This is a genomic window from Agromyces protaetiae, from assembly GCF_004135405.1.
GTDB classification, from domain to species: Bacteria; Actinomycetota; Actinomycetes; order Actinomycetales; family Microbacteriaceae; genus Agromyces; species Agromyces protaetiae.
In genome coordinates, this window is record NZ_CP035491.1 from 1,811,862 (window position 1) to 1,837,998 (window position 26,137).

General features: G+C 72.7%; 20 protein-coding genes and 1 pseudogene. 14 read left to right on the forward strand and 7 right to left on the reverse strand.

The window, feature by feature from the left end; genetic code table 11:
- The first annotated feature begins 42 nt into the window (after window positions 1-42).
- The 4 genes from ET445_RS08470 (at window position 43) to ET445_RS08485 (ending at window position 4,707) form a co-directional block, all read left to right on the forward strand.
- On the forward strand, window positions 43-1,704 hold the full coding sequence (locus ET445_RS08470; RefSeq protein WP_129190557.1) for a DUF7059 domain-containing protein: 1,662 nt from the start codon (window positions 43-45) through the stop codon (window positions 1,702-1,704).
- Window positions 1,705-1,820: 116 nt separating this feature from the next.
- Window positions 1,821-2,753 (forward strand): J domain-containing protein, encoded by a 933-nt coding sequence (locus ET445_RS08475; RefSeq protein ID WP_129190559.1) that lies wholly within the window; start codon window positions 1,821-1,823, stop codon window positions 2,751-2,753.
- A gap of 62 nt (window positions 2,754-2,815) precedes the next feature.
- Complete coding sequence (locus ET445_RS08480; protein ID WP_129190561.1) at window positions 2,816-4,099, forward strand: M18 family aminopeptidase; 1,284 nt, start codon at window positions 2,816-2,818, stop codon at window positions 4,097-4,099.
- A gap of 86 nt (window positions 4,100-4,185) precedes the next feature.
- The gene (locus ET445_RS08485) at window positions 4,186-4,707 is read left to right on the forward strand and encodes a rhodanese-like domain-containing protein (RefSeq protein ID WP_129190563.1); all 522 of its coding nucleotides are present in this window, start codon (window positions 4,186-4,188) and stop codon (window positions 4,705-4,707) included.
- Window positions 4,708-4,719: 12 nt separating this feature from the next.
- On the opposite strand, the gene ET445_RS08490 is transcribed toward ET445_RS08485, so the two are convergent.
- Together ET445_RS08490 and ET445_RS08495 are read right to left on the reverse strand one after the other, a co-directional pair.
- Entirely contained in the window at window positions 4,720-5,589 is an 870-nt protein-coding gene (locus ET445_RS08490; protein WP_129190565.1) for a sulfurtransferase, read from the reverse strand.
- An 88-nt stretch (window positions 5,590-5,677) separates the two neighbouring features.
- Window positions 5,678-7,059 (reverse strand): annotated as a pseudogene (locus ET445_RS08495) (L-serine ammonia-lyase).
- Window positions 7,060-7,244: 185 nt separating this feature from the next.
- Between ET445_RS08495 and ET445_RS08500 the strand changes: the two are divergent.
- Window positions 7,245-8,243: an ATP-binding cassette domain-containing protein gene (locus tag ET445_RS08500; RefSeq protein ID WP_129190567.1), complete on the forward strand. Its 999-nt coding sequence runs from the start codon at window positions 7,245-7,247 to the stop codon at window positions 8,241-8,243.
- A gap of 79 nt (window positions 8,244-8,322) precedes the next feature.
- Window positions 8,323-9,069: an ABC transporter permease gene (locus tag ET445_RS08505; protein WP_129190569.1), complete on the forward strand. Its 747-nt coding sequence runs from the start codon at window positions 8,323-8,325 to the stop codon at window positions 9,067-9,069.
- A 114-nt stretch (window positions 9,070-9,183) separates the two neighbouring features.
- On the opposite strand, the gene ET445_RS08510 is transcribed toward ET445_RS08505, so the two are convergent.
- The 3 genes from ET445_RS08510 to ET445_RS08520 are packed head-to-tail and all read right to left on the reverse strand — an operon-like array spanning window position 9,184 to window position 14,321.
- Window positions 9,184-12,345, reverse strand: a complete 3,162-nt coding sequence (locus ET445_RS08510) for an ATP-binding protein (RefSeq protein WP_129190571.1) — start codon at window positions 12,343-12,345, stop codon at window positions 9,184-9,186.
- Between the two features lie 57 nt (window positions 12,346-12,402).
- Window positions 12,403-13,029, reverse strand: coding sequence for a CoA-binding protein (locus ET445_RS08515; protein ID WP_129190573.1), 627 nt, complete (start codon window positions 13,027-13,029; stop codon window positions 12,403-12,405).
- Complete coding sequence (locus ET445_RS08520) at window positions 13,026-14,321, reverse strand: O-acetylhomoserine aminocarboxypropyltransferase/cysteine synthase family protein (RefSeq protein ID WP_129190575.1); 1,296 nt, start codon at window positions 14,319-14,321, stop codon at window positions 13,026-13,028. Before ET445_RS08520 ends, ET445_RS08515 begins: the two co-directional genes overlap by 4 nt.
- Window positions 14,322-14,434: 113 nt before the next feature.
- Between ET445_RS08520 and ET445_RS08525 the strand changes: the two genes are divergently transcribed.
- Window positions 14,435-15,814, forward strand: coding sequence for an MFS transporter (locus ET445_RS08525; protein WP_129190577.1), 1,380 nt, complete (start codon window positions 14,435-14,437; stop codon window positions 15,812-15,814).
- Between the two features lie 117 nt (window positions 15,815-15,931).
- Here ET445_RS08525 and ET445_RS08530 read toward each other — a convergent pair whose 3' ends face one another.
- Together ET445_RS08530 and ET445_RS08535 are read right to left on the reverse strand one after the other, a co-directional pair.
- Window positions 15,932-17,230 (reverse strand): DUF4232 domain-containing protein, encoded by a 1,299-nt coding sequence (locus tag ET445_RS08530; RefSeq protein ID WP_129190579.1) that lies wholly within the window; start codon window positions 17,228-17,230, stop codon window positions 15,932-15,934.
- A 93-nt stretch (window positions 17,231-17,323) separates the two neighbouring features.
- Window positions 17,324-17,935, reverse strand: coding sequence for a cysteine hydrolase family protein (locus ET445_RS08535; RefSeq protein ID WP_243695377.1), 612 nt, complete (start codon window positions 17,933-17,935; stop codon window positions 17,324-17,326).
- Window positions 17,936-17,988: 53 nt separating this feature from the next.
- Here ET445_RS08535 and pnuC point away from each other — a divergent pair, with 53 nt between their 5' ends.
- The 7 genes from pnuC to ET445_RS08570 all read left to right on the forward strand — a co-directional run bounded on the left by pnuC (window position 17,989) and on the right by ET445_RS08570 (window position 26,129).
- Window positions 17,989-18,636, forward strand: a complete 648-nt coding sequence (gene pnuC, locus ET445_RS08540) for a nicotinamide riboside transporter PnuC (protein WP_243695378.1) — start codon at window positions 17,989-17,991, stop codon at window positions 18,634-18,636.
- Window positions 18,629-19,729, forward strand: a complete 1,101-nt coding sequence (locus ET445_RS08545; protein WP_243695379.1) for an AAA family ATPase — start codon at window positions 18,629-18,631, stop codon at window positions 19,727-19,729. Before pnuC ends, ET445_RS08545 begins: the two co-directional genes overlap by 8 nt.
- A gap of 9 nt (window positions 19,730-19,738) precedes the next feature.
- Window positions 19,739-21,316, forward strand: coding sequence for an AAA family ATPase (locus ET445_RS08550; RefSeq protein ID WP_129190584.1), 1,578 nt, complete (start codon window positions 19,739-19,741; stop codon window positions 21,314-21,316).
- Window positions 21,313-22,029 carry a potassium transporter Kef gene (locus tag ET445_RS08555; protein WP_243695380.1) on the forward strand — a complete coding sequence of 239 codons (717 nt, stop codon included), beginning with the start codon at window positions 21,313-21,315 and terminating at the stop codon, window positions 22,027-22,029. Before ET445_RS08550 ends, ET445_RS08555 begins: the two co-directional genes overlap by 4 nt.
- Before the next feature lie 109 nt (window positions 22,030-22,138).
- The gene (locus tag ET445_RS08560; RefSeq protein ID WP_243695381.1) at window positions 22,139-24,028 is read left to right on the forward strand and encodes a VWA domain-containing protein; all 1,890 of its coding nucleotides are present in this window, start codon (window positions 22,139-22,141) and stop codon (window positions 24,026-24,028) included.
- Window positions 24,021-24,710 (forward strand): phosphohydrolase, encoded by a 690-nt coding sequence (locus ET445_RS08565; RefSeq protein WP_243695382.1) that lies wholly within the window; start codon window positions 24,021-24,023, stop codon window positions 24,708-24,710. Before ET445_RS08560 ends, ET445_RS08565 begins: the two co-directional genes overlap by 8 nt.
- 3 nt (window positions 24,711-24,713) lie before the next feature.
- On the forward strand, window positions 24,714-26,129 hold the full coding sequence (locus ET445_RS08570) for an AMP-binding protein (RefSeq protein WP_129190588.1): 1,416 nt from the start codon (window positions 24,714-24,716) through the stop codon (window positions 26,127-26,129).
- Window positions 26,130-26,137: the final 8 nt, after the last annotated feature.

Genomic DNA, 26,137 nt, shown 5'->3' on the forward strand with positions numbered 1-26,137 from the left:
GAATGTGCGCGCCTGGTTGAATGGGAGCCCGGAGGTGGTCGCATGACCGAGACCCGGGATCCGCGCGAGCTGCTGCCGGCGAGGTGGCGCGAGGACGAACCGGATGCCTCGACGGCGACGCTCGTCGAGCGACTGCGCACCGATCTCGCCGCGGCCGACTACACGGTCGAGGGTGTCGAAGCACTGTGGAATCGGCTGGCGGGCGAAGCCGGCTCGCACCCCGGTGCGGCGCTCCGCCGCGGGCATCGGGTGCCCGCGCTTCGCGCGCTCGACGCAGCTGCGGGCGAAGACTCTGCGCTCGCGACGCTCGTGCGGGCGTTCCTCCTCGGGGTGCCGCAGACACGCGCCGCGCTCGACGCCGCGCTTCCCGCGCTCCGGGCGGGCGGGGCCGAAGAGCTCGGGCTCGTGGCATCCGACCCCGCATCGATGTCAGTGGCGCTCGCACCGATCGTCGACCTGCGACCGTACGCCTTCGCCGACGCCGCGGGCGAGGGGCACTGGTGGATCGCGTCCGACCCGGGCGAACTCGCGATGGGCGGGCCGCTCCCCGAGGACCACGTGCTCGGCGTCGGCGGGGCGTCCACGACGCTCAGCGGGCTGCTGCTCCAGCGGCCGTCGCGGCGCACGCTCGACCTCGGGACGGGCAGCGGTATCCAGGCGCTGCACGCGTCGCGGTGGAGCGAGCGGGTCGTCGCGACGGACGTCTCGGCGCGAGCGCTCGCGTTCGCGCGGTTCACGGCGCGGCTCAACGGCATCGACACGATCGAGTTCCGGCTCGGGAGCCTGTACGAGCCGGTCGCAGGGGAGCGGTTCGACCGGATCGTGTCGAACCCGCCCTTCGTCATCACGCCGCGCGCCGACGGAGTGCCGAGCTACGAGTACCGCGACGGCGGGCAGGTCGGCGACGCGCTCGTCGAGGCCGTGCTGCGGGGCGCGGCCGAGCACCTCGAGCCGGGCGGCATCGCGCAGTTCCTCGGCAACTGGGAACTGCGGGATGTGCCGGCTGGAGGCCCGGGTGTCGACGCCGGGGATCAGACCGGCCTGGAACGCGTCGCGGGGTGGCTCGACGACGCCGGGCTCGAGTACTGGGTCGTCGAGCGCGAGACGCTCGACCCGAGCGAGTACGCGGAGACGTGGATCCGCGACGGCGGCACGCGCCCCGGGACGCCCGCGTTCGAGGCGCTCCACGCGGCGTGGCTCGACGACTTCAGGGCGCGCGGCGTCGCGGGCGTCGGGTTCGGGTACGTGCTGCTGCGGAAGCCCGCGGACGGAGGCGGGGCGCCGCGCTTGCGGATCGCGGAACGCGTGCACGGCGCAGCCGGAGAGAACCCCGGCGGGCTCGGAGCGCACTTCGAGGCCGTGCTCGAGGCATCCGACCTCGTCGACGCGTTGAGCGACGACGACCTGCGGGCGCTGGAGCTCGAAACCGCACCGGATGTCACGGAGGAGCGCCACCACCTGCCCGGGGCCGAACAGCCGACCGCGATCCTCATCCGACAGGGCGGCGGGTTCGGGCGCGCGATCGACGCGGGCACGGCACTCACGGCGCTCGTGGGTGCCTCGGACGGCACCATCGCCGTCGGCGTGCTGTCCGACGCGATCGCCGACCTCCTCGAGGTCGACGCCGCGGCGTTGTGGGCCGAACTCGCGCCGCAGATCCGCGGTCTCGTGCACGGCGGCCTGCTGCGGCCGATGTCCGGGTGAGCGCAAGGGTTCGCGTTCAGCGATGTCGGTGTCGTCGGCGGCCGATGTCCAGGTGAGCGCGAGTATTCTCGTTCAGCAGCGCCGGTGCCGCCGGCGGCAGGCCTGAAAGCGAGCCCATGCCCGAATCTCCGCTCTCCGCGTCACCCTACGAGGTGCTCGGTGTCGCTTCCGATGCCGACGAACAGGCCTTGAAGGCGGCGTATCGGCGGGCACTTCGGCAGGCGCACCCCGACACGGGCGGCGACGCCGCGGCGTTCGATGCCGTGCAGCGCGCGTGGCAGCTCGTCGGCACGCCCGACGCGCGCGCCGCGTTCGATCGCGGTCGCGGACTGGGCGGCGCTCCCGAGACGCGCGAGGCATGGGCGCCCTCGGCGCCGCGGCCTCGGCGCGACTCACGTCCGCTGGCGCGCTCCCACGGACATCCCGGCGGGTACTCGCGCGAGCAGTACCTCGGACTCATCCGCGAGTGGGTGGGGCGCGGCGTCCCGCTCGACGACCCCTACGATCCCGCCCTCGTGCGGAGCGCCCCGCGCGACCTCAAGCACATCCTCGCCGATGCCCTCGCCGAAGAGGCGACCGCGCGGTCCCTCTCGACGCTCGGCATCGCGTACACGATCTGGCACGACCTTGCGACGGATGCCGCGGGGCCCGGCTCGGTGCCGAAGCTCGACCACCTCGTGCTCGGCCCGACGGGGCTGTTCGCGATCTCGTCGGAGGACTGGGGCGGCCCCGTCGCGCTCAAGCGCGGCGAACTCGTGGGCGAGGTGCTCGACGGGGAGCGGCCGATCAAGGCCCTCGCGGCACGTGCGAAGGCGATCGGGCGGGCCGCGAAGGTCAAGCCGACGGCGCTCCTGATCGTCGTGCCCGACGAGCACGCAGCGGAGCCGTTGCAGCTCGGCGGGAGCGTGCGCGGTGCGGTCGTCGCGCTCGTGCGCCGGTCGCGGCTCGCGAGCGCCATCCGCGACGGACTGCCTGGGTCGGCTCACCTCGGCGGGACCGAGGTCATGGAGGTGCGCTCGCGGTTGCAGGCGGTCGTGCGGTTCGCGTAGGGCTCGTCGGCGGAGTGGCGGAGTGGCGGATGCCTCGGGCGCGCGCCCGTAGGCTTGCTTGCATGCCGCACGCCTCGACCGACGACTACGTTTCCGACTTCGCCGACTTCCTGCGGGCTTCGCCCACCTCGTACCACGCGGCGGCGGAGGTCGCGCGGCGACTGGAGACGGCCGGGTTCGAGCGGCTCGACGAGCGCGACGCGTGGCCCGAGACGCCTGGCCGTCGTGTCGTGGTGCGCGACGGCGCCGTCATCGCGTGGATACAGCCCGAGGGTGCGACGCCGACGACGCCGTTCAACATCCTCGGCGCGCACACCGACTCGCCCGCGTTCAAGCTCAAGCCCAACCCGTCGACGAGTGCGGCCGGTCTCGTGCAGGCGAACGTCGAGGTCTACGGCGGGCCGCTCCTGAACTCGTGGCTCGACCGCGAACTCGAGCTCGCGGGCCGTATCGCGACCTTCGACGGTACCGAGCACCTCGTCCGGACGGGAGCGCTCCTGCGCATTCCGCAATTGGCCATCCACCTCGACCGCGACGCGAACTCGGGTCTCGCGCTCGACAAGCAGCGCCACGTGCAGCCGATCTGGGGCGCGGGCGCGGCGGGAGACATCCTGCGCGTGCTCGCCGACGACGCGGGCGTCGGCCGCGACGACATCGCGGGCTTCGACGTGCTCACGGCCACCGTGCAGCCGCCCGAGCGGTTCGGCCGCGACGACGTCTTGTTCGCGGCCGGGCGCCTCGACAACCTCTCCTCGGTGTTCGCGGGTCTCGTGGGGCTGCTCGATGCGGCTGCGGCGCCCGCGCCCGCTTCCGCGCACATCTCCGTGCTCGCGGCGTTCGATCACGAGGAACTCGGCTCCGAGTCGCGCTCGGGCGCGGCCGGCCCGTTCCTCGAGGACGTCCTCGCACGCGTGTCGTCGGGGCTCGGTGCGACGGCCGACGACCGTCGGCGGGCGTTCGCCGACTCGCTCCTCGTGTCGTCGGACGCCGGCCACGCCGTGCACCCGAACTTCATCGAGAAGCACGACCCGGTGAACCGGCCCGTGCTCGGCGGCGGCGTGCTGTTGAAGCTCAACGCGAACCAGCGGTACGCGACCGACGCCGTCGGGCAGGCCGCGTGGCAGGCCGTCTGCAAGCGGGCCGGCGTCGACACGCAGGAGTTCGTGTCGAACAACACGGTGCCGTGCGGCACGACGATCGGGCCCATTTCGGCGACGCGGCTCGGCATCCGCACGGTCGACGTCGGCGTGCCGCTGCTTTCGATGCACTCGGCTCGCGAGCTCGCGCACGTCGACGACCTCGCGGCGCTCGGCCGCGCGGCGGCGGGGTTCCTGGCGGGGCGCTGAGACCCCCAGCGGGTTTGGCCGGATGTCGCGCAACGACGGCGCGATCCGAACGGCAGCCGCCGCGGGGCATCCGGCAGGCTCGTCGCATGACGATCGCCGCCTCTGACGCAGTCCAGACATCCAGCCCGCTTTTCGCGACGGTCGCGACGAATGCCGACGCGATCGCGCACTTCCGCGCGCGACTCGCATTCGAGTCGGATGTCTCGGACGTGCACGCGGCCCTCGAGGCGGGTGACGCGGGCTTCGTGCTCGTCGACACTCGCAGTGACGCGTCGTGGGCGCAGGGGCGGGTGCCGGGCGCGGTGCACCTGCCGACCCGGCGGATCGCCGACGAGGCATCCGGGCTCATCGGGCCGGGGACGCCCGTCGTCGTGTACTGCTGGGGGCCGGGGTGCAACGGCGCGCAGCGCGCGGCGCTCGAGTTCGCCCTCCTCGGGCACCCCGTGAAGGAGATGCTCGGCGGGTTCGAGTACTGGGTGCGCGAGGGATTCGCGGTCGAGTCCGACGAAGGCCGCACGCGGGCCCTGCCCGACCCGCTCACGAACGTGTCGTCGCAGGCGTTGCCGTCGGGCGGCGAGGCAGCCGGGCCGATCAGCTGCGCGTGCTGAGACCGGGGACGGTCAGGCGCTCAGGCTCACGAGCGGCGCGTCGGGGAGCGACGACCACTCGTCGAGCGAGCCGTCGTACACGGCGACGTCGCGGCGACCGGCTCGCCGAAGTGCGAACGCCGTCGCGGCCGCCGCGATGCCCCCGCCGCAATAGGCGATGACGCGCTCGTCGGGGCCTGCGGGAACGTCAGGGGCATCGGGCAGGAACGCGTTCGTCTCACGGTCGACGACGGCCGTGAGCGGCACGTGCACGCTGCCGGGGATGTGGCCGCGGCGGTCGCGGCGCCCGGTCTCGCCCGTGAAGTCGGTGCGCGACGCGGAGCACACGAGCGACGCGGATGCCTCGCCGTCGACCACGCGGCGGACCTCGGCCCGGTCGGCCCACCACGAGGGGCGCTCGGCGAGCGTCACGCTCGCGGCAGGACGCGGCGCGACGAAGCCGGTCTCGAGGGGGCGGCCCTCGGCCTTCCACTTCGCGAGCCCGCCGTCGAGGATCGCGACGCGGTCGAGCCCGCCGGCGGCGAGGAGCCACCAGAGCCGCGACGCCCACTGGCCGAGGCCCGAGTCGAAGACGACGACCGTGCGGGTGTCGTCGATGCCCGTCGAGCGCGCGGCCTCCGCGAGGCGGAAGAGGTCGGGGCGCGTGAACGCGTAGGGACCGTCGGAGTCGCTGAACTCCTCGAGCAGGTCGGCGAACACGGCACCGGGAATGTGCCCGTCGATGAGATACGCGTCGAGACCGGAGAGCCACCGGAATCCCGCCGCCGTCTCGGCGCCGACGACGCTCGCGTCGAGCACGACGAGTCGTTCGTCGTCGAGATGGCCGGCGAGCCAGTCGGTCGAGACGAGAGAATCGGGCAGCTCGAGGCGGGCGGTGCTCATGCAGGCACGCTAGTTCGCGCGCGCCGCGCGCGCCCGAATGTGACGCCACGGGGCGTAACCGGGCGGCCGGGACATCCGGAATGCCCGTTCAGCACTCGATGACGTTGACCGCGAGACCGCCTTCGCTCGTCTCCTTGTACTTCGTCATCATGTCGAGGCCCGTCTGCCGCATGGTCTCGATGACGGTGTCGAGCGACACGAGGTGCGTGCCGTCGCCGTGGAGGGCGAGGCGCGCGGCCGACACGGCGGTCGACGCCGCGATGGCGTTGCGCTCGATGCACGGGACCTGCACGAGCCCTGCGACGGGGTCGCACGTGAGGCCGAGGTGGTGCTCCATGGCGATCTCGGCGGCGTTCTCGATCTGGCGCGGCGTGCCGCCGAGCACGGCGCACAGGGCACCCGCGGCCATCGCGCACGCCGAGCCGACCTCGGCCTGGCAGCCGCCCTCGGCGCCCGAGATCGACGCGTTCTTCTTCACGAGGCTCGCGATCGCCGACGCCGTGAGGAGGAACCGGCGGATGCCCGCGCGGTTCGCGCCCGGCACGAAGCGCAGATAGTAGTGGCCGACGGCGGGGATGATGCCCGCGGCGCCGTTCGTCGGCGCGGTCACGACGCGCCCGCCCGACGCGTTCTCCTCGTTGACGGCGAGCGCGAAGGCGTGCAGCCACTCGGTCGAGGTGTCGCGGAAGCCGGCGGTCTCGAGCCACTCCCGGTCGTAGCGTTCGAGCCTGCGGCGCACCTCGGGCGCGCGCCGCTTGACCTTGAGCCCGCCCGGCAGGGTGCCCTCGGTCGCGAGCCCGTGCGAGACGCACTCGGCCATCGCGTCCCAGATCGCGTCGAGTCCCGCGTCGATGCCGTCTTCGCCGTGCACGGCGACCTCGTTGTGGCGCGCGATGTCGCAGAACGAGACGCCGTGCCGGTCGCACAGGTCGAGCAGTTCGGCGGCGGTCGAGTACGGGAGCGGATGTCTCAGGGCCTCGGAGTCTTCGGGGGCGTCGCCGTCACGCCGGATGAATCCGCCGCCGACCGAGTAGTAGGTCTCTTCCGCGAGGGGAGCGGGTCGTCGCCCCACGCCTGCAGCGTGAGCGCGTTGGGATGGCCGGGGAGGCGCGTGCGGGGTTCGAGCGAGACATCCGTCTGCTTCATCGCGATCGGATGCGTCCCGCCGAGCGCGACCGTCGCGCCCTCGTCGAGGCGGGTCCAGGCTTCGCGGACGTCGGCGGGGTCGCAGTCCTTCGGGTCGAGCCCCGCGAGTCCGGCGACGACGGCGTCGGGCGTGCCGTGGCCGAGGCCCGTCGCGCCGAGGGAGCCGTAGAGGGAGCATGTGACGCGCGTGACGCGGCCCAGCACTCCGTCGCGCTCGAGCGTCTCGACGAACATGAGCGCCGCCCGCATGGGTCCGACGGTGTGCGAACTCGAAGGGCCGACGCCGATCGAGAAGAGGTCGAGGGCCGAGACGAACGCTGTCACCCCTCCAGCGTACGTCGAAGAACGCGCAGGATTTCCGCCGGAATCCGAAGAATCCCGCGCGAAAGCGTCGTGCAAGTGCGCACATCGCCGTGTCAGCGGCGTGCGAGCGCCGTGCAAGCGGCGACGAGCAGAGTGATGCACGAGCCATCCACCGATGGCGAACACCCCCACCGAAAGGAACCGCCATGAGCGCACTCTCCCGCGCCGGCGACTGGGCGGTCGAGGCCGACGGACTCGTCAAGACGTTCGGCACGAACCGTGCCGTCGACGGCGTCGACCTCCGCGTCGCGACCGGCACCGTCTACGGCGTGCTCGGCCCGAACGGCGCCGGCAAGACCACCACCATCAACATGCTCGCGACCCTCCTGCGGCCCGACGGCGGCACGGGCCGCATCTTCGGCCACGACGTCGTCAAGGAGCCGCAGATCGTCCGTCAGCTCATCGGCGTCACCGGCCAGTTCGCGTCGGTCGACGAGACGCTGTCGGCGACCGAGAACCTCGTGATCTTCGCGCGACTGCTCGGCCTCTCGCGCGCCGAGGCGAAGGCGAAGTCGGTCGACCTGCTCGAACGCTTCGGCCTCTCGGAAGCCGCCAAGCGGCCGCTCAAGAACTTCTCGGGCGGCATGCGCCGACGCCTCGACCTCGCCGCGTCGCTCATCGCCCAGCCGCCCCTCATCTTCCTCGACGAGCCCACCACGGGCCTCGACCCGCGCACGCGCGGCCAGATGTGGGACACCATCCGCGAGCTCGTCGCGAGCGGATCGACCGTGCTCCTCACGACCCAGTACCTCGACGAGGCCGACCAGCTCGCCGACCGCATCGCCGTCATCGACCGCGGGCGCGTCGTGGCCGAGGGCACCTCGGACGAGCTCAAGGCGTCGGTCGGCACGTCGTCGCTGCAGTTGCGCGTCGAAGACCCCGCCGACACCGAGCTCGCGCTCCGCGCGGTCGAGCAGGTGCTCGGCGTGCGTGCGGCGCTCTCGCCCGAGGCATCCCGCATCACGGCCCCGATGGCCGACGCCGACCGCGTCACCGACCTGCTCGTGACGCTCCGCGAAGCGGGTATCCACCTCGCCGAGATGAGCGTGCAGAAGCCGACGCTCGACGAGGTGTTCCTCACCATCACCGGCCACGACGCGGCCGGTCGGAACGACCAGGACCAGAAAGAAGGGGTGCACGCATGAGCACCGTCGCCGAAGCCCCCGCCGGATCACTCCGGCGTCCGAGCGCAACCTCAAGAACCTCACGAGTTTCTCGCAGACGATGCGCAACACCTTCACGATGGCCTACCGCGGCCTCGTGAAGATCCGCCGCACGCCCGAGCAGCTGTTCGACGTGACCCTGCAGCCGATCATCTTCACGCTCATGTTCACGTACATCTTCGGCGGAGCGATCTCGGGCGACGTCGCGTCGTACCTGCCGGTCATCATCCCCGGCATCCTCGTGCAGACGGTCATCACGACCTCGGTCGTGACCGGCACGCAACTGCGCGAAGACATGGACAAGGGCGTGTTCGACCGGTTCCGGTCGCTGCCGATCGCCCGCATCGCGCCGCTTTCGGGCGCGCTCCTCGCCGACACCGTGCGCTACGCGATCGCGACGACGCTCACGTTCACGATGGGCTACCTCATGGGCTTCCGTCCTGAGGGCGGACTCGGCGCGGTCGTCGTCGCGGCGCTCCTCGTGATCGCGTGCTCGTGGGCGATCAGCTGGATCTTCGCCTTCTTCGGCGTCATCGCGCGCACGGCCTCGAGCGTGCAGGGCATCTCGATGCTCGTGCTGTTCCCGCTCACGTTCCTCTCGAACGCGTTCGTGCCGGTCGACACCATGCCGAACTGGCTGCAGTGGTTCGTGAACGTCAACCCCGTCTCGCACCTGGTCACGGCGGTACGCGAGCTCGTCAACAACGGTGCGTTCACGTCGGACGCGTGGATCTCGCTCGCGGGCGCGGCCGTGATCGTCGCGATCTTCGCGCCGCTCACCGTCAGGGCGTACATGCGCAAGGCGTGAGGTTCGGGACATCCGGATGTCTCGTGCTTGCGGATGTCTCAGGGCTCGGCTCTCTTCGGAGGGCCGGGCCCTTTCTCGTCTCCGGCGCCGCCTGTCCGTCAGCGCCGGACCGGCTCACTCGAGCAGGCTGGCGAGCGCGCGGACATCGGGTTCGCGCTCCGACGACAGGTCGGGCTCCCCGAGGAGGGCGACGAGCCTGCGGTAGCCGGGGTCGGTCTCGTCGGCGCGGCCGCGGAGCCGCACGGCGTCGGCGAACACCTCGCGCGCCTCGTCGTCGCGTCCCGTGCGGGCGAGCCACGTCGCGATCGCGAGCACGACCTCGGACATGATCGGCTGATCGCCCGAGCGAGACGCGACCGGGAACGCCGACCGGAGCGCCTCGAGCGCCTCGTCGGGTCGCGCGCACAGGAGCAGCGCCTGCGCACGCCGGGCCTCGCCGAGCGCGAGGACCTGCTCGGCCGGGCCGAACGTCATCTCGTCGACGGGGATCGCGTCGAGCTCGCGAAGCGCGCCCTCGCCGTCGTCGACCGCGAGCGCGACCGCGGCGGCCGTGAAGCGGCACTGCAGGAGCGAGCGCACCGACCCCTCTGCCTCGGCGAGCGCCCGAATGGCGTCGAGCCGTTCGCGCGCCTCGTCGATGCGCCCGAGACGGGTGAGCAGCCCGATCGCGAGCGACTTCTGCTGGATGAGGTCCCACACCGAGGTGAGGCCCTCGAGCCCCTCGCTCGACGCGTCGGCGACCTCGAGCGCCGCCTCGAGCCGGCCCTCGAGCATGAGCCATTCGGAGCGCATCTGACTCGCGAGTGCGATGCCCCACACGTCGCCGAGCTCCCGGAACATCGCGAGCGCGCGTTCGCCCTCGCGCCCGAGCGTCTCGACGTCGCCCGAGTTCTGGGCGAACGCGGTCTGCAGGATCGCGAGGAGCGCGCGCGTCCACTCGGGCGCGTCGGGGTCGTCGAACGGGCCGAGGTCGAGCGCCCAGTTGCGGCTCGACCGTGCCCGCGGTTCGGCGATCGCTCGCGTCGCGGCGCTCAGGAGCGGAGGGAGCACGAGCGCGAGCTCCGACGGGTGCGCCTTCGCGGCGGCGCTGATCCGCTCGGCATCGGTGGCGAATGACGCCACCTCGTCGGGCGAGAGCTCGTCGACGAGCTCGATCGCCGCCGTCAGCCCGACCCCGCGGATGACGAACGCGAGCCCGTTCACGACGACCGCTGGCTCGCTCGCGAGCGGGTCGTCGTCGGACGCGAACGACGAGACGCCCACCGCGAGCTCTTCGAAGCGCTCGCGCATCGCCCACGCCCACAGGCAGGCGCGCAGCAGCCGCACGCCCTCGTCGCGCAGCTCGGGCGTCTCGCGCGTCCACCGCGCCGCCGCGAGGATGCTCTCGTCGTTCGCGTCGAACCACGCGAGGGCTTCACGCACGCGCGGCCCGCGCAGGAGCGGGTCTCGGGCGGCCGCGAGGTCGGCGAGCGCGGCGGCGGCGTGCGCACGGGCGTCGAGTTCGCCGCCGGCGGCCCGCACCCGGTCGAGCCTGTACTCGCGCACGGTCTCGAGCATGCGGAAGCGCCCGTCGACCCGTCGCAGCAGCGAGCGGTCGACGAGGCGGTCGAATGCGGATGCCTCGGTCGAGAACTCGTTCGCGACGACGGCCGCGTCGGCGGCGCCGACGCCGTCGGGGAACACCGCGACCGCGAGGAGGGCCGTGCGCTCGGGGTCGGTGAGGGTCTCCCAGCTCCAGTCGATGAGGGCGCGCAGCGTCTGGTGACGGGGGTCGGCGGCGCGAGGCCCCGTCGCGAGGAGCGCGAACCGGTCGTCGAGGCCCGCGTCGATCTCGGCGAGGGTCAGGGTGCGGGTCTTCGCGGCGGCGAGCTCGAGCGCGAGCGGCAACCCGTCGAGCCGTCGCACGATGCGGTCGACCGATTCGGCGTCGCCGTCTTCGGGCGGCGTGCCGCGTGCGGCGCGGACGCGCCGGGCGAAGAGCTCGCGCGCGTCGGCGTGAGGCAGCGGCCCGAGATCGACGAACGCCTCGCCGGGGATCCCGAGTGGCTCGCGGCTCGTCGCGAGGATGCTGAGCCCCGACACGTTCCGCAGCAGGTCGAGCGCGACGCCCGCCGCCTCGGCGGAGACGTGCTCGCAATTGTCGAGGACGACGAGCACGCGACGCCCGGCGAGCGCTTCGATCGCCCGCTCGCGGGGCCCCGCGGCCGCGGAGAGCGCGGAGTCGGAGATGCGGATGGATCGGGCGACGGCGCCCGCGACCGCGTTCCACACGTCGCCCGGCTCGGCCGGGGCGAGCTCGACGACGACGGCCGACACGTCGTGGGCGCGCGCCGACTCGAGCGCGAGGGTCGTCTTTCCGGCACCGCCCGGTCCGAGGATCGTCACGAGCCGCTCGTCGGCGAGCTGGTGCTCGATGAGGTCGAGTTCGCGGCGTCGGCCGACGAGCGCGCCGAGCGCGGCGGGAACCGGTGTCAGGGCGGCTGCCGGGACGGGCGGGAGAGCCGGCGCCGCGCTCGCGGCAGGGGTCGCCGACGAGACATCCGCCTGATCCTCGTCTTGCAGCAGTCGCGCGTTGCGCGCGACGAGCGCCGGGCCCGGCGCCGTGCCGAGCTCGTCGGCGAGGAGCTCGCGGAACGCCGCGAACGCCGCGAGCGCCTCGACGCGCCGGCCGAGCGCTGCGAGCGCGTCGAGCTGCGCGAGCCGGAGCGGCTCGTCCAGCGGACGTGCGGCGATGAGCGCGTCGAGGTCGGCGAGCGCCCGCACGTGCTCGCCCGCGGCGGACGCCGCGCGCGCGTGCGCCGAGAGGAGATCGCGGCGGAGCGACTCGGCCCGCTCGGCGAGGAGCTCGCCGACGGGGGCCTCGCCGAGGTCGGCGCCCGGGGCGCCCCGCCACAGGTCGAGGGCCGCGTCGAGTGTCGGAAGGTCGGTCGAGCCCGCCGCCGAACCCGCGATGGACAGGTCGATCCGACCAGCGTCGACGCCGAGCGCGTAGCCCGCTGCCGACGACCGTACGAGGTCGGGGGAGAGGCGCCGGAGGCGCGACACGAGCGTCTGCAGTGCGGCCTTGCCCGCCCGCGGCGGCTCGTCGCCCCACAACTCGTCGATGAGGGCCGCCGGGGGCACCGCTTCGCCCGGATGCCTCGGCAGCAGCACGAGCGCCGCGACGAGCGCCTTCACGAGCGCGCCCGACGGCTCGGTCAGCCGCTCCGACTCGTCGGCGACGAGAACCGGGCCGAGGAGCGCGATGCGCACGCTCGTCTCGGTCGGATCGGTCACATGGGAAAGCCTACGCGGGCGGGCGGGCTTCGCCCCGTCAGCGCACGGCGGCGTCGCTCACCTGGCGGTCTTGCGCGAGGTGATCTGGCCCGTGTCGAAGCCGAGCAGGTGCAGCCCGCCGTGGAAGCGCGCGTGCTCGACCTTGATGCAGCGGTCCATGACGACCGTGAGGCCCTGCTGCTCACCGTAGTAGGCGGCCTCTTCGTTCCAGATGCCGAGCTGCACCCAGATGGTCTTCGCGCCGATCGCGACGACGTCGTCGATGACCTGCGGGATGTCGGTGCCGCGGCGGAACACGTCGACGATGTCGGGCACGACGGGCAGGTCGGCGAGCGACTTGTACACCTTCTGCCCGAGGATCTCGTCGGCGTTCGGGTTCACGAAGTAGAGGTCGTAGTCACTCGACTGGTCGAGGTAGGTCGCGACGAAGTACGACGAGCGTGCCGGGTTCGGCGACGCGCCGACGATCGCGACCGACTTCGCGTTCCGCAGGATCGCCTGCCGCTCCTTCGCGTCGGGTCCCACCCACGTGCGCTGCGAACGCAGCAGTTTCGCGAGCGGCGAGTTCGCGGGCATCGAGCACGAGAGGCCGTTGACGAGGCGGACCGTCTCGAGGTCGGTCGCCTCCGGAGCATCCGTCGCCTGCTCGGCCGTGACGTCCGTCACCGGTGCAGTGCTGGTCATCGCGTGCCTCCCGTCGCCGCCGTGAGCGCCTGGTCGAGATCGTAGATGATGTCGTCGGCATCCTCGATGCCGACGGAGAGCCGGATGACTCCCGGCAGGACGCCGGCGTCGATGAGCTGCTGCTCGGTGAGCTGCGCGTGCGTCGTCGAGGCGGGGTGGATGATGAGCGTCTTCGCGTCGCCGATGTTCGCGAGGTGGCTCGCGAGGTCGACGTTCTCGATGAGCTTCTGGCCGACCGCGCGGCCGCCCTTGACCTCGAAGCTGAAGACCGATCCCGGGCCGAGCGGCAGGTACTTCTGCGCGCGCTCGTGGTGCGGGTGGTTCGGCAGACCGGCCCAGAACACGCGCTCGATGCGGGGGTCCGCTTCGAGCCACGTCGCGACCGCGCGCGCGTTGTCGACGTGCGCCTGGATGCGGTACGGGAGGGTCTCGACGCCCTGCGCGAGGAGGAACGCCGAGTGCGGCGCGAGCGCGGGGCCGATGTCGCGCAGCTGCTCGGCGCGGAGCCGCGTGAGGAACGCGTATTCGCCGAAGTTGCCGTTCCACTCGAGGCCGCCGTAGCTCGGCACGGGCTGGCTGAGGAGCGGGAAGCGGTCGTTGTGCCAGTTGAAACGGCCCGACTCGACCACGACGCCGCCGAGGGTCGTGCCGTGCCCGCCGAGGAACTTCGTCGCAGAGTGCGTGACGATGTCGGCGCCCCACTCGATCGGACGGTTGAGGTAGGGGGTCGCGATCGTCGAGTCGACGATGAGGGGCACGCCCGCCGCGTGCGCGACGTCGGCGAGGGCCTCGAGGTCGGCGATCTCGCCCGACGGGTTCGCGATCGTCTCGACGAAGACCGCCTTGGTCTCGGGACGGATGGCGGCCGCGTAGTCGGAGGCGTCGGAGGAGCGGACGAACGTCGTGTCGACGCCGAAGCGGCGGAGCGTGACATCCAACTGCGTGATCGAACCGCCGTAGAGGTTCGCCGACGCGACGAGGTGATCGCCCGAGCCCGCGAGCGACGCGAACGTGATGTACTGCGCGGCGAGGCCCGACGCCGTCGCGACGGCGCCGAGGCCGCCCTCGAGGCTCGCGACGCGCTCCTCGAAGCTCGCGATCGTGGGGTTCGCGAGGCGCGAGTAGATGTTGCCGTACTTCTGCAGGGCGAAGCGGGCCGCGGCATCGGCGGTGTCGTCGAAGACGAACGCGCTCGACTGGTAGATCGGGAGCGCGCGGGCGCCCGTCACCTCGTCGGGGATGTTGCCTGCGTGGATCGCACGCGTCTTGAAGCCGTACTCGCGGTCTGCCATGCCGTCCACGGTAGCCGCGCGCAGGGGCGGCGCCGGACATCGCGTAACGCAGGGCAACGGATGGCCCGCGGCCGCGGCCTAGACTCGACGGATGCAGTACCGTACCGCCGCCCATGTCGACTGAGGCCGAGCCCGAGGCATCCGCGGAGCCCTCGGAATCGCCCCGCCCCGCCCGCAAGTCGCACTTCGTCGACCTCTCGCCGCTCAAGATCTCGCCCGCGTTCGCGCGGCTCTGGATCGGCTCGGGCATCTCGGGCATCGGCGCGCAGCTCACGATCGTCGCCGTGGGCCTCCAGATCTACGACATGACCGAGTCGACGCTCGCGGTCGCGCTCGTCGGCGGCATCGCCCTCCTGCCGATGATCGTCGCGGGACTTTGGGGCGGCATGCTCGCCGACGCGTTCGACCGGCGCAAGGTGCTCATCCTCTCGTCGCTCGTCGGGTGGGTGTCGACCCTCTCGCTCGTCGTGCTCTCGGCGGTCGACGCGGGGCTCGCCGCCGACGGCGTGCGCGCACCCGTGTGGCCCTTCTACATCGTCACGACCGTCAACTCGATCGCCTCGACGATCCGCGGCGCGACGCATATGTCGGTGTACCCGCGCATCCTGCCTGCGGCGTACGTGTCGCGCGCGAGCGCGCTCGGCGGCATCTCGGGCGGCATCCAGCTCACCGCGGGCCCCGCGCTCGCCGGAGTGCTCGTCGCGCTCATCGGCCTGCCGCTCACGTTCGCGGTCGACGTCGTGCTCTTCACGTTCGGGTTCCTCGGCATCTTGGGGCTGCCCAAGATGCCGCCCCTCAGCCACACCGCGAGGCCCGGCCTCGAGTCGCTGCGCGACGGGTTCGCGTTCTTGAAGAACGCGCCCAACATCCGCGCGGGCTTCCTCATCGACGTCATCGCGATGAGCTTCGGCCGCCCCTTCGTGCTGCTGCCCGCCGTCGGCGCGGCCGTCATCGGCGGCGGGCCCGTCACGGTCGGCGTGCTCACCGCTGCCGCGGCCGTCGGCACCTTCCTCACCGGCCTCTTCTCGGGGCCGGTCGGTCGCATTCACCGCTACGGCGTCGCGATCGGGCGCTCGGTCATCGTGTACGGCGCGTGCGTCGCGGCCTTCGGCCTCGTGCTCCTCGTCATGCAGTCGGGCGCGTTCGGCCCCGTCGGGCCCTCGTGGGGCCAGGTGAACGTCGTCGCCCTCGTGCTTGCGGCGATCGCCCTCGCGGGAACCGGCGCCTCCGACGAAGTGAGCGCGATCTTCCGCTCGACGATGCTCCTCACGGCCGCACCCGACGAGATGCGCGGGCGGCTACAGGGCGTCTTCATGGTCGTCGTCACGGGCGGCCCCCGCATCGGCGACCTCTACGCAGGCATCCTCGCGTCGATCGCGACGCTGTGGTTCCCGCCGCTCCTCGGCGGCCTCGTCATCATGGTCGCGGTGGGCGTCATCCTGCGCGTGCTCACGTCGTTCCGCGAGTACGACGCGCGCGACCCGCGGCCGTAGCACGCACCGGTAGAACCCTGCCGTCGGGCTCACCGAACGGCAGCGGCGGCGCGCCCACCGCACGATCCGGTACGCGATCGAGTTCGCCGGGTCGAGGGCGAGGGCGAGCAGGCGTTCCTACTCGGCGGCGACGGCTTCGAGCGGCAGCCGCCACGCCGTGACCTCGACCTCGCCGCCCGCGATGTCGGAGTCGATCGGGACGAGTTGCCGAACGGCGCCCGGGTAGGCGGCGATGTGCAGGAAGCCCGCGGGCTCGCGCTCGGTGCGCGGCTGCGCATCCCACGTGACATCCGCTTCGGCGAGGCCGCCCGGCGCGAGTTCGATCGAGACCGCGCCCGCGTCGGGTTCGCCGAGCATGCCCCAGCCGTGGAGCACGCGCACCTCGAACCCGTTCGTCGCGCGGTCGCTGAACGCCACGTCGGGGTAGCCGTCGACGATGCACGGCGCACTCGACACGTTGGTCGCCGTGACGCGCATCCCGCGGTGGCCGGTGGCGGCGTCGGGGTGCGAGGCGGTGAAGGAAAGCTGGTTCTCGGTGCACCATGTCGGATCGATCCGCCAGTCGCCCGGCGCGATCTCGGGGATCGGCACGGCGTCGGGCGGCGGCGTCGGCAGTGGCGGATCGTCGCTCAGCGCCGCCTCTTCTGCAGCTCGTGCGTCGGCCTCCATCTGCGCGGTGATCGCGTCGTGCCTGGCCGTCTCGGCGAACGGTCCGGTGACCGCGAAGGCGACGACGCCGGTCAGTGCGGCGACCGACGACCACGCCATCGCAGTCGTTCGGCTCGACGCGGCGGAGCGCGCCCGCGCGGAGGGATGGGTGCGGATGGCGGTCGGGGTCGGGACGGTCGGCCAGGTCGGCCCCGTCGGGATGGGCGGCGGACCGCCGACGGATGACTCGGGGGCGCCACCCGTGCGTGCGACCTCGTGGTCCACGGGCTCCGCCTCCTGTTCATTTTCGTTTTCGGCGAGTTTCGCGAGCAGGAGCGCGGGGATCCACCCCCACACGAGACCCCAGTTCGCCCCGTCGGAGGCCGAATCGACGCTCGGAAGCGGCGATGGGACTCCGACGGCGGAGAGTACGAGCTCGGCGACCGTCGGCAACCCCGCGACCACCGTGCCCGCGAGAACCGCGGCGATCCACGCCGCCCCGAATCCCGCGACCCCGCGCCCGGCGCGGAGCAGCAGGGCACCGAGCGCGAAGAGCCCGCCGACCGCGAGCGCGCTCGCCACGATGACCACCGGACCCCACACGCCGGGCGCTTCGGCGCCGCGCGGCACGACGTCGGGCGCGACGAGCCGCGTGATCGCGAAGAACCGGGGCGAGCCCGAGGCCATACCCGCACCCGCGAGCGCGCCGCTCGCGAACCAGGCGGCGGCCGCGACAGCGGCGGGGACGACGAGTCGGGCGGGACGCATGTCCGCCAGCGTACGGCGGGGGTGGCGAGCGGGCGTCCGCCGATGGGATGACCCTGCCGAACGGTCGGTGAGCGACCCTTCGGCGAGCGGGGTTCAGCCGTCGAGCACGTCCGCCGTCGTGACCACCTCGGCGAAGCCGCCGCCCGCGAGGTTCACGGCCGTCGCCGTCGCGAGGTCGGCGGCGGCCAACCGGAGCCCGCCGGGGCCTTCGAGGTCGAACGTGTGGGTCGCGTCGAGGGGCACGATCACCCGATAGCCGAGGTTACCGGCCATGCGGGCGGTGGTCTCGACGCACATGTTCGTCTGGATGCCGCACACTACGAGCTCCGAGATGCCCTGCGAACGCAGCCACGCGTCGAGGTCGGGGTCGCCGTAGAACGCGGAGTTGACGTGCTTCGTGACGAACAGGTCGTGGGTGACGCCTGCGACGACGGGCTTCAGCGCGTTCCCAGGCCGGCCGGGAGCGAGCGGCGAGCCGGGCGTGCGCGAGTCGTGGCGGACGAGCACGACGGGGCGCGAGGCATCCGCCCACGCCGCCGCGAGGCGGCCGATGTTCGCTTCGGCGTCGGGGTTGTCGCGCGGGCCCCACGCGGGATCGTCGAACCCCTGCTGCACGTCGATGACGATGAGGGCGGCGTTGTCGGCGAGTCGCATGCCTCCATCCTGCGACGGGACGAGGGCTGCGGATGTCTCGGGGCCGGTCATCGTCCGACGAGATGCTGCCGAGTCATCCGCAGCCGACTCTCTAGGCTGTCGGGGTGGACGACGTCGCGAACTGGATGATGCAGCACTGGACCGAGGTGCTCGGCTTCGCGACGGGCGCCGCGTGCGTGCTGCTCGCGGCGCGCCGCAACGTGTGGACGTACCCCCTCGGCATCGCCAACAACCTCGTCTTCATCGCGCTCTTCTTCGGCACGGGCCTCTACGCGGCGGCGGGCCTGCAGATCGTCTACCTCGCGTTCGGCGTGCACGGCTGGTGGCGCTGGACGCGCGGGGAAGAGCACGACCGCCTGTTCGTCGCGCGCACGCCGCGCCGCGCGGTGCCATGGCTCGTGGGCGCGGGCGTCGCCGGCACGGCGCTGCTCTGGTGGGTGCTCGCGACGTTCACCGACTCGCAGGTCGCGCTCGCCGACGCCGCGACGACCTCGGCGAGCCTCGTCGCGCAGTACCTCTTGAACCGCAAGCGCATCGAGAACTGGCTCGTCTGGATCGGCGTCGACATCGTCTTCGTCGGCCTCGCGCTCTGGACGGGCCTCTGGATCACGGCCGCGCTCTACGTGCTCTTCATCGGCCTGTGCGTCGGCGGCTGGCGCGGGTGGCGGAAGATCGAGCGAGAACAAGGCGTGTCGAGACATCCGGATGCCTCCGAGCCGACGCCGCACGAACCGGCGGGCCTCCGTGGCTGAGTTCGCCCACGGCCTTGTCATCGGCAAGTTCTACCCGCTGCACGCGGGGCACTCGCACCTCATCAGGAGCGCGCTCCGCGCGTGCGACCGCGTGACGGTCGAGGTGCTGGGTGCGAGCGTCGAGTCGATTCCGCTCGCGAGGCGCGAGGCGTGGCTGCGCGAGGAGCATCCGACCGCGTGCGTCGTCGCGGCGCTCGACGACGCACCCGTCGACTTCGAGTCCGAGACGGCGTGGGACGAGCACACGGCGCTCATCGCGTCGCTCCTCGACGCGCCCGTCGACGCCGTGTTCAGCTCCGACTCGTACGGCGAAGAGCTGGCCGCGCGGCTCGGCGCGACATGGGTGCAGGTCGACGCCGGCCGCACACGCAATCCCGTATCGGGCACCGCGATCCGCGCCGACCTCGCGGGACACTGGCACGAGCTCGCACCCGCCGTGCGGGCCTCGCTCGCCGCGCGCGTCGTCGTGCTCGGCGCCGAGTCCACGGGGTCGACGACCCTCGCCGACGCGCTCGCCGAAGCGCTCGGCACCGTGTGGGTGCCCGAGTACGGGCGCGAATACTCAGGGGTGCGCGAGGGCGGACTCACTGCCGCGTGGCGGAGCGACGAGTTCGACCTCGTCGTCGATCGGCAGCTCGGGCTCGAAACATCCGCCCTGCGCACCGCGCCCAAGCCGGTCGTCGTGTGCGACACCGACGTGCTCGCGACGGCGATCTGGCACGAACGCTATCTCGGAGCGCCCGCGCCGCGCATCCTCGAGCGAGCCGCCGCACACCGGCCCGCACTCTACGTGCTCACGGGCGACGAGATCCCGTTCGTGCAAGACGGCATGCGCGACGGCGAGCACCTCAGGCACGACATGCAGGATCGGTTCCGCGAGGTGCTCGCGGCGCAGCCCGTGCCGTGGCTCGAGGTGCGGGGGAGCGTCGCCGAACGCGTGGCGCAGGCGCTGCCCGCGATCGAGGCCGCGCTCGCCGAGGCGCACGCCTTCGCGGCGCCGCTCGAAGGGCGGCCCCATGCCGAGCAGGTCGCGCTGCAGGCCGCGGCGGCCCCTGTGCATGCATCTCCGCAGGCGACCCGGAGCGCGGGTTAGGCTGGCGCGATGTCGGATCGTTGGCACCGGGTCTCCGCTTCTCCCACCGCGCCCGGGGCGGGCGACGGCACGCACGCTTTGACCGCCGAAGACCTCTTCCGCGAGCCCGCGTCGCTCGAGCCCGCGAGCGTCACGCTCGACGAGAAGCTGCGCCAGGCGTACTACTGGATCGTCAACCGCGCCGTCATCTCGCCGTACTACGACCTCGAGTTCTCGCCGCGGGCGCCGATGTCGTTCGAGCTCGGCGACGCGGGCGCGCGGATCACGCTGCCGACCGAGGCATCCTTCTCGTCGAACGTCCTCCTGCCGCTCCTGACCTTCGCCGTCGGCGGCAAATGCCTCCTCATCGGCGGCCCGGGCCGCGGCAAGACGACCGTCGCGGTCATCATGGGCGTCCTCGCTGGGTCGAGCGCCGAAGACGTCCGCCGCGGGGTGCAGCAGGGGCAGCCGCAACTCACGGTGAGCGACCTCGTCGGCATCCCGCTGCCGCGCGACCTCGTGAACGCGACGCGTCTCGCCGACATCGGCATCGCGTGGCGCGACTGGCTCACGCGGCCGGTCAAAATCGTCGACGAGTACAACCGCATCCCGACGAAGACGCAGTCGGCGCTGCTCACGATGGTCGCCGAGGGGTACGTCGAGAGCCACGACCAGATGCGCAGGACGAACCCCGACGGCGCCGTCGAGAGCTGGTTCTTCACGGCCAACGACGACGCGGGCGGCGGCACCTTCCCCGTCATCCAGGCGCTCAAAGACCGGATGGATGTCACGGTGCAGTCGGCCGGGTTCAACAGCCGCTTCTTCGACGAGCTCGTGACGCGCATCGAGGCGGGCGAGAAGCCCGAGGAGCACGTGCCGGGCGAACTCGTCTTCACGCCCGACGAGCAGGAGGCGATGCGCGCGGCGATCCGCGCCGTGCCGATCCCGCGGCCGCTGCGTCGGCGCCTCGAGTTCTTCTTCAGCCATTTCGAGTTCGTCCAGCACGGCGGCCGCCGCTTCGAGTACCGCACGAAAGACATCGTCACGACCTCGGGCGGGCGCGTCGGCGAGGTCATCGGCCAGAACTCGGGCGCCGATCTCGAGGTCGACCTCGGCGCGCAGACCCTCAACGGGCTCTCGGTGCGGGCGCTCCAGACCCTCATCGTGTACGCGAAGGCGATCGCGTGGTTCCGCGGACGCGACGAGGTGTCGCTCGAGGATGTCGCGGCGGTGCTGCCGTTCGCGCTCCGCGGCAAGCTCCTGCCGAACCTCTCCCACCCGCGGTTCGACATCGGCGTCGAGCGCGAGCTCGCGACCGACACGACGAGCTGGCTCGGCGAGCTCTTCGCCGAGTCGTGCCGTCAGTACGACGCCCTCGGGCGCGACGCCGCCGACCCCGTCGGCGACCTGCTCGCGGGCCTCGAGCGCGGCCTCGAGGGGCTCTCGAAGGCCGAGACGCTCTCGACGATCACGGCCATCGAGGCGCGTCTCCGCACGATCGCGGGCACGGGCAAGCTCTACGGCCGCGACTTCGACGACCTCGTCGCGCTCAAGTACCTGCACCAGCGGTACACGGCCTACTTGCGGTGGCTGGAGCAGCGCGCGTGATCCGCAGGCCGGGCCATCTCGCGAATGCGTGGCCGGTCGTCGCCGACGTCGCGGCCGCGCTCGCGCGCGTGCGCGCGCTTTCGACGGCTCCGGATGACTCGTCCGACGCATCCCTCGACCTCTCCCTCGCCGCCGCCAACGTGGGGCGCGCAGGCGGCGACGGCGGTCGCTTCGCGTCGGCGCTCGACGCGGGCGTGCAGGTCGCGACCGACACGTCGGGGCCGATCGACCGGGCCCGACTGCTCGACCTCGTCGCGCTCGCGGGGTGGCGGTCGGGTGTGCTGAGGCTCCGCGACGACGCGCTCGCGCGGCTCGACATGCTTCGCCGCAGCCCCGCGAGAGTCGGGGCTGCGGCAGTGCTCGGGCTCGAGGCATCCGACCTCGACGCCTTCGCCGACCGGCAGCGCACCGACCGCTTCTGGTGGCCCGGCCGCGCCCGCCAGCGCGGCTATGTCGCTTCGTTCGGCGGGTTCCTCGGGCTCGACGGCCCGTGGCAGGCGCCGCCCGACGAGTGGCGGGCGCTCGACGTGCCGGGCGCGTTCGCGGTGCATGCCGGCGACGGCTGGTGGCGGCTCGACGCCGACGTGTGGGGGAGCGCGCTCGTGCGACTCGCGAGCGAGCCCGAGGCATCCGGTGCGCTCGACCCGAACGTGCAGATCGTCTGCCGTCCCGACTCCTACCTCGCGTGGATCCACGTTCGGGACGCGATGTGAGCGTCGGTCGCGATCGTCGAATGCGCGAGGACTCCGCGTTCCCCGCTGTGCCGCTCGACGGCGAGCAGCGCGCCGCGTGGGAACGGGCCCAGGCGCTCTGGGGGTGCACATGCACGACCCCGAACTCCGCCCGGGTGCCGGCCGCGAGAAGAAGGCGGCGGCGTGGTTCACGTTCCCGCCGTCGATCGTCGTCGACATCGCGATGGTCGACGCCGACGGCGAGCACGCCGAGCTCGAGAGCCTCTTCGCCCACGAACTCGGCCATCACGTGCTCGCACCGAGCACGCGCATCGACTCGCTCAAGATCCTGCACCAGCTCGGCCGCGCGCTCGTCGCGTCGGGGCTCGCAGTCGATGCCGAGAAGGCCTCGTACCTCTCGAATCTCTGGTGCGATCTTCTCGTGAACGCCCGGGTCGGGGTGCTGCAGCGGGCGCGAGCCGCGGAAGCGACCGAAGCGTCCGACGCGGGCGAGCCTGTGACCGGCGAGGTGCGTGGGATCGTTCGCCGGACGAAGCTCAGGTTCCGCATCGGCTTCGATGCCCCCGACCGGTTGTGGTGGGTGTATCGGCGCGCGTACGAACTGCTCTGGAGCCTGCCGCCCGGCACGCTGTGCCCCGTCGCGCCGCCGCCGCTGTCGCTCTCCCCGTCGGCGTCCGTACCGGGAAGCGCCGCCCTGTCGCCCGAGCGCCCGCTCGACGAGATCCCCGAGCGGTTCCGCGAGAAGGAGCAGAAGCTCCGCGCCGCACGCGAGGAAGCGCGACGGGTCGCCGCGCAGCTCGCCGAAGCGGCGCGCACGAGACCCGAGTTCGACGCCGACCTCATCGCGGGGTTCGTGCGGACCTTCGCCGACGATCCGGTCGCGGGGGCCCTGCGCTTCGGTGTCGTGACGGCGCCCTACCTGCTCGAGTCGGCGGCGCAGGCGGGCGAAGACGGGTCGGGTCGCGGGAAGAGTTCAAGCCGTGGGAACGGTCCCGGGAGCGGGTCGGTTCGCGGCGACGGAGACGGTTTCGGCGGGTGCGCCGCCGACGACGCCCCGCCGACCGGTGACGAACTGAGTCGGGTGCTCGCCGACCGCAGGCTTCACGGAGAGATGCCCGACCGATCGGGTCGGATGCCCTCCGAGGGCGGCGAAGCTCCTCCGACGGATGCCGCGGGCCTGACCGGTGGTCAGGGGTTCGGCCTCGCCGACACCCTCGCGCTCTTCCCGACCGCCGACGCCGACGCCGTGTACGCCGCGTGGTACCGGGCGGCGGCCGCGCCGTGGGTGAAGCCCATCACCGAGCGTCGGCCGGCGAAGCCCGCTGCCGAGTTGCCGGGTCCGATCGAACTGTGGGATGCGGGCGACGAGCTCGCCGACCTCGACTGGGCGTCGACGATGCAGGCGGGCGCGACGATCATCCCGGGGGTCACGACTCGGAAGCGCTCGTATCTCGACGACGAACCCGAACTCGACGAAGCGAGTGTCGACCTCGACCTGTACATCGACTCGTCGGGCTCGATGCCGAGCCCCGCCCAGGGTTCGCCCGCCGTGCTCGCAGGGACTATCCTCGCGCTCTCGGTGCTGCGCGGCGGCGGCCGCGTGCGCGTCACGAGCTTCTCAGGCCCCGGCCAGGTCGCGGGCTCCTCCCGGTTCACGCGCGGCCATGCCGAGGTCGTCGCGGGGCTCGCGCTCTTCTACGGCGGGGGGACGTCGTTCCCGCTCGACCTCTACGGCGAGCGATACGCGAAACTCGCCCCGCCCCGCGAAGGCGAACGGCGCCACGTCGTCGTGCTCTCCGACGACGGGCTCTCGTCGATGTTCGGCGTCGGCAACGAACCCTATGCGGACGTCGCGCGCGACGTCCGCGCGAAGCTCACGACCGCGACCCTCGTGCTGCTCGGCAGGTGGGCGGGCGTGAACGCGCTCGCCGTCGAAGCCGGGTACGACGTGCGTTCGGTCGCGTCGATGAACGACGCTCCGCGCGTGTGCGCGGAACTTGCGGAGGTGCTGCATGGCTGATTCGACCGTCGGTGCCGGTGCCGGTGCCGGTGCCGGTGCCGGTGCAGTGACCGTCGACGAATTGCTCGCCGCGTGGGCGGCACTGGCCGGCGACGAGGACGTGCAATGGGCGACCGCGCACCCCGGGCCCTCGGTCGCGTCGGTCGCCGCCCGGCTCGCGGCAGTGCCGCGGCCGTTCCTCGACGACGGGGTATCGGTTCCCGCACTCGCGGGGGATGTGCTCGGCGGGTCGGCCGCCGCGCTCGTCGCGCAGCGTCACTCGGGCGTACCCGCCGTGCGTCTCGGAGCGTCGATCGGCCTCTGGCTCGTCGCGAGCGAAGAGCAGCTCGGCGCGTTCGATCCGCCGCTCGCCTACGGCGCATCGGCGACGGGCGCAGGCTCGGCCGCGCTCGCCGTCGACGCGCTCGCGCTTCGCGTCGCCCCCGTCGCCGACCCCCTCGACTGGATCGCCGACGACGACCGGCGCGAAGAGGCGGTGCGCACCTTCCTGCTGTGGAGCGGGTTCCTTCCGGCCGGAGAAGACGTCGAGGCGGCACGTGCCGCGCTCGCGGCGCGCGACTCGCTCGCGCGCAACCGCGTCCTCGCCGAAGGCTACGCCGAACACCGCCACCGGGCCGAGATCGCCCGCCGCCTCGCCGACGCGCGGGCGAGGGAAGCCGCGGCGCGGTACAGCACGGAGTAGGCCGTGAGCGAGAGCCCGAATCCCGACACCCGCGATGCGCTCGCGCTCGCCGAGTACCGCCCCGGAGCATCCGCTGTGCTCTCCGACGCCGAACGCTGGCCGACGCTGTCGACCGAGGGCGCCGCGCGACTCGACCGCTGGCGGACGCATCCCCACGCGCCCGCGTGGGTGCACGCGACGGGCGACCGGCTGCGCGCCGATCAGGTCGAGCGGGCGTCGCGGCCGCTGCCGACCGAAGGTTGGCTCGACGACCATCTCGCGACCGCGCGTCGGCTCATCCGCTACCGGCGGCTCGCCGCCGAGGGGCGGCTCGCGCGGCTCGAGGATTTCCCGGTCGTCTCGCGTGCCGACCTCGTGGCGGATGTCGCGGCGTTCGTGCCGCAGGACGCCGACCTGTCCCGTCTCGTGCACGGGTCGAGTTCGGGGTCGACGGGCGCCGCGCTGCAGATCCCCGACGATGTCGAGGAGGTCGCGCGCGGCTTCCACCTGCTCGTCGACCTCGTGCGTGCCGAGGGTGTCGACTGGCGGCCCGACGGCGAGCGGATGGCGCTCGCCCACCTCGTGCACCAGCGGCAGGCGTTCACGTACGTCTCGATCGTGAGCGGGTTCGGGCAGCGTGCGATGGTGCGGCTCAACCTGCACGAGAGTGCGTGGCAGGGTTCAGGACAGGCACCGGATGCCTCCCGCCGAGCATTCCTCGAAGCGGCCGACCCGCAGGTCGTCACCGGCAACCCCACGAGCCTCGCCGAACTCCTCGCGCCCGACCTCGCGGGTGCGGTGCGCCCGCTCGCGATCTTCTCGGGGGCGATGGCGCTGTCGGCGCCGCTCCGCGCCGAGCTCGAGCAGCGGTTCGCGTGCCCGGTGTTCGACGTGTACGGCCTCCACGAGACACGGCCGATCGCGGTGCGCACCGACGACGGGCCGTTCCGGGTGCTCGATCGGCGGGTGCACGTCGAGGTGCTCGACGGCGCCGGGGCGCCGGTGCCCGTACACGATGACGGCGACGGCGAGGTCGGCGAGCTCGTCGTGACGGCGGGGGAGAACCCGCTGCTGCCCCTCGTGCGGTACCGCACGGGCGACTTCGGGCGGCTCGTGCGACTCCACGACGGCGCCCTCGCGATCGCCGACCTCGAAGGCCGCGAGCACACCCGGTTCGTCGCGGGCGACGGCCGGCTCGTGCCGTGCGTCGACCTCACCCAGCAGTTGCAGGCGCACGGCGCGCTCGGCTGGAGCGTCGCCCAGGCCGCGTCGGGCGAGGTCTCGGCGCACATCGCGGGCGGCGACGCCGGTGCCGTTCGGGCCGCGCTCACGGCGATCCTCTCGCAGCCCGTCGTCGTCGACCGGGTCGAACGCGTGTCGGACCTCGGCGAGGGCAAGCCCCGCCGCTACCGCAGCGATGCGGGCGAGGCATCCGCCTGATCGCCCGC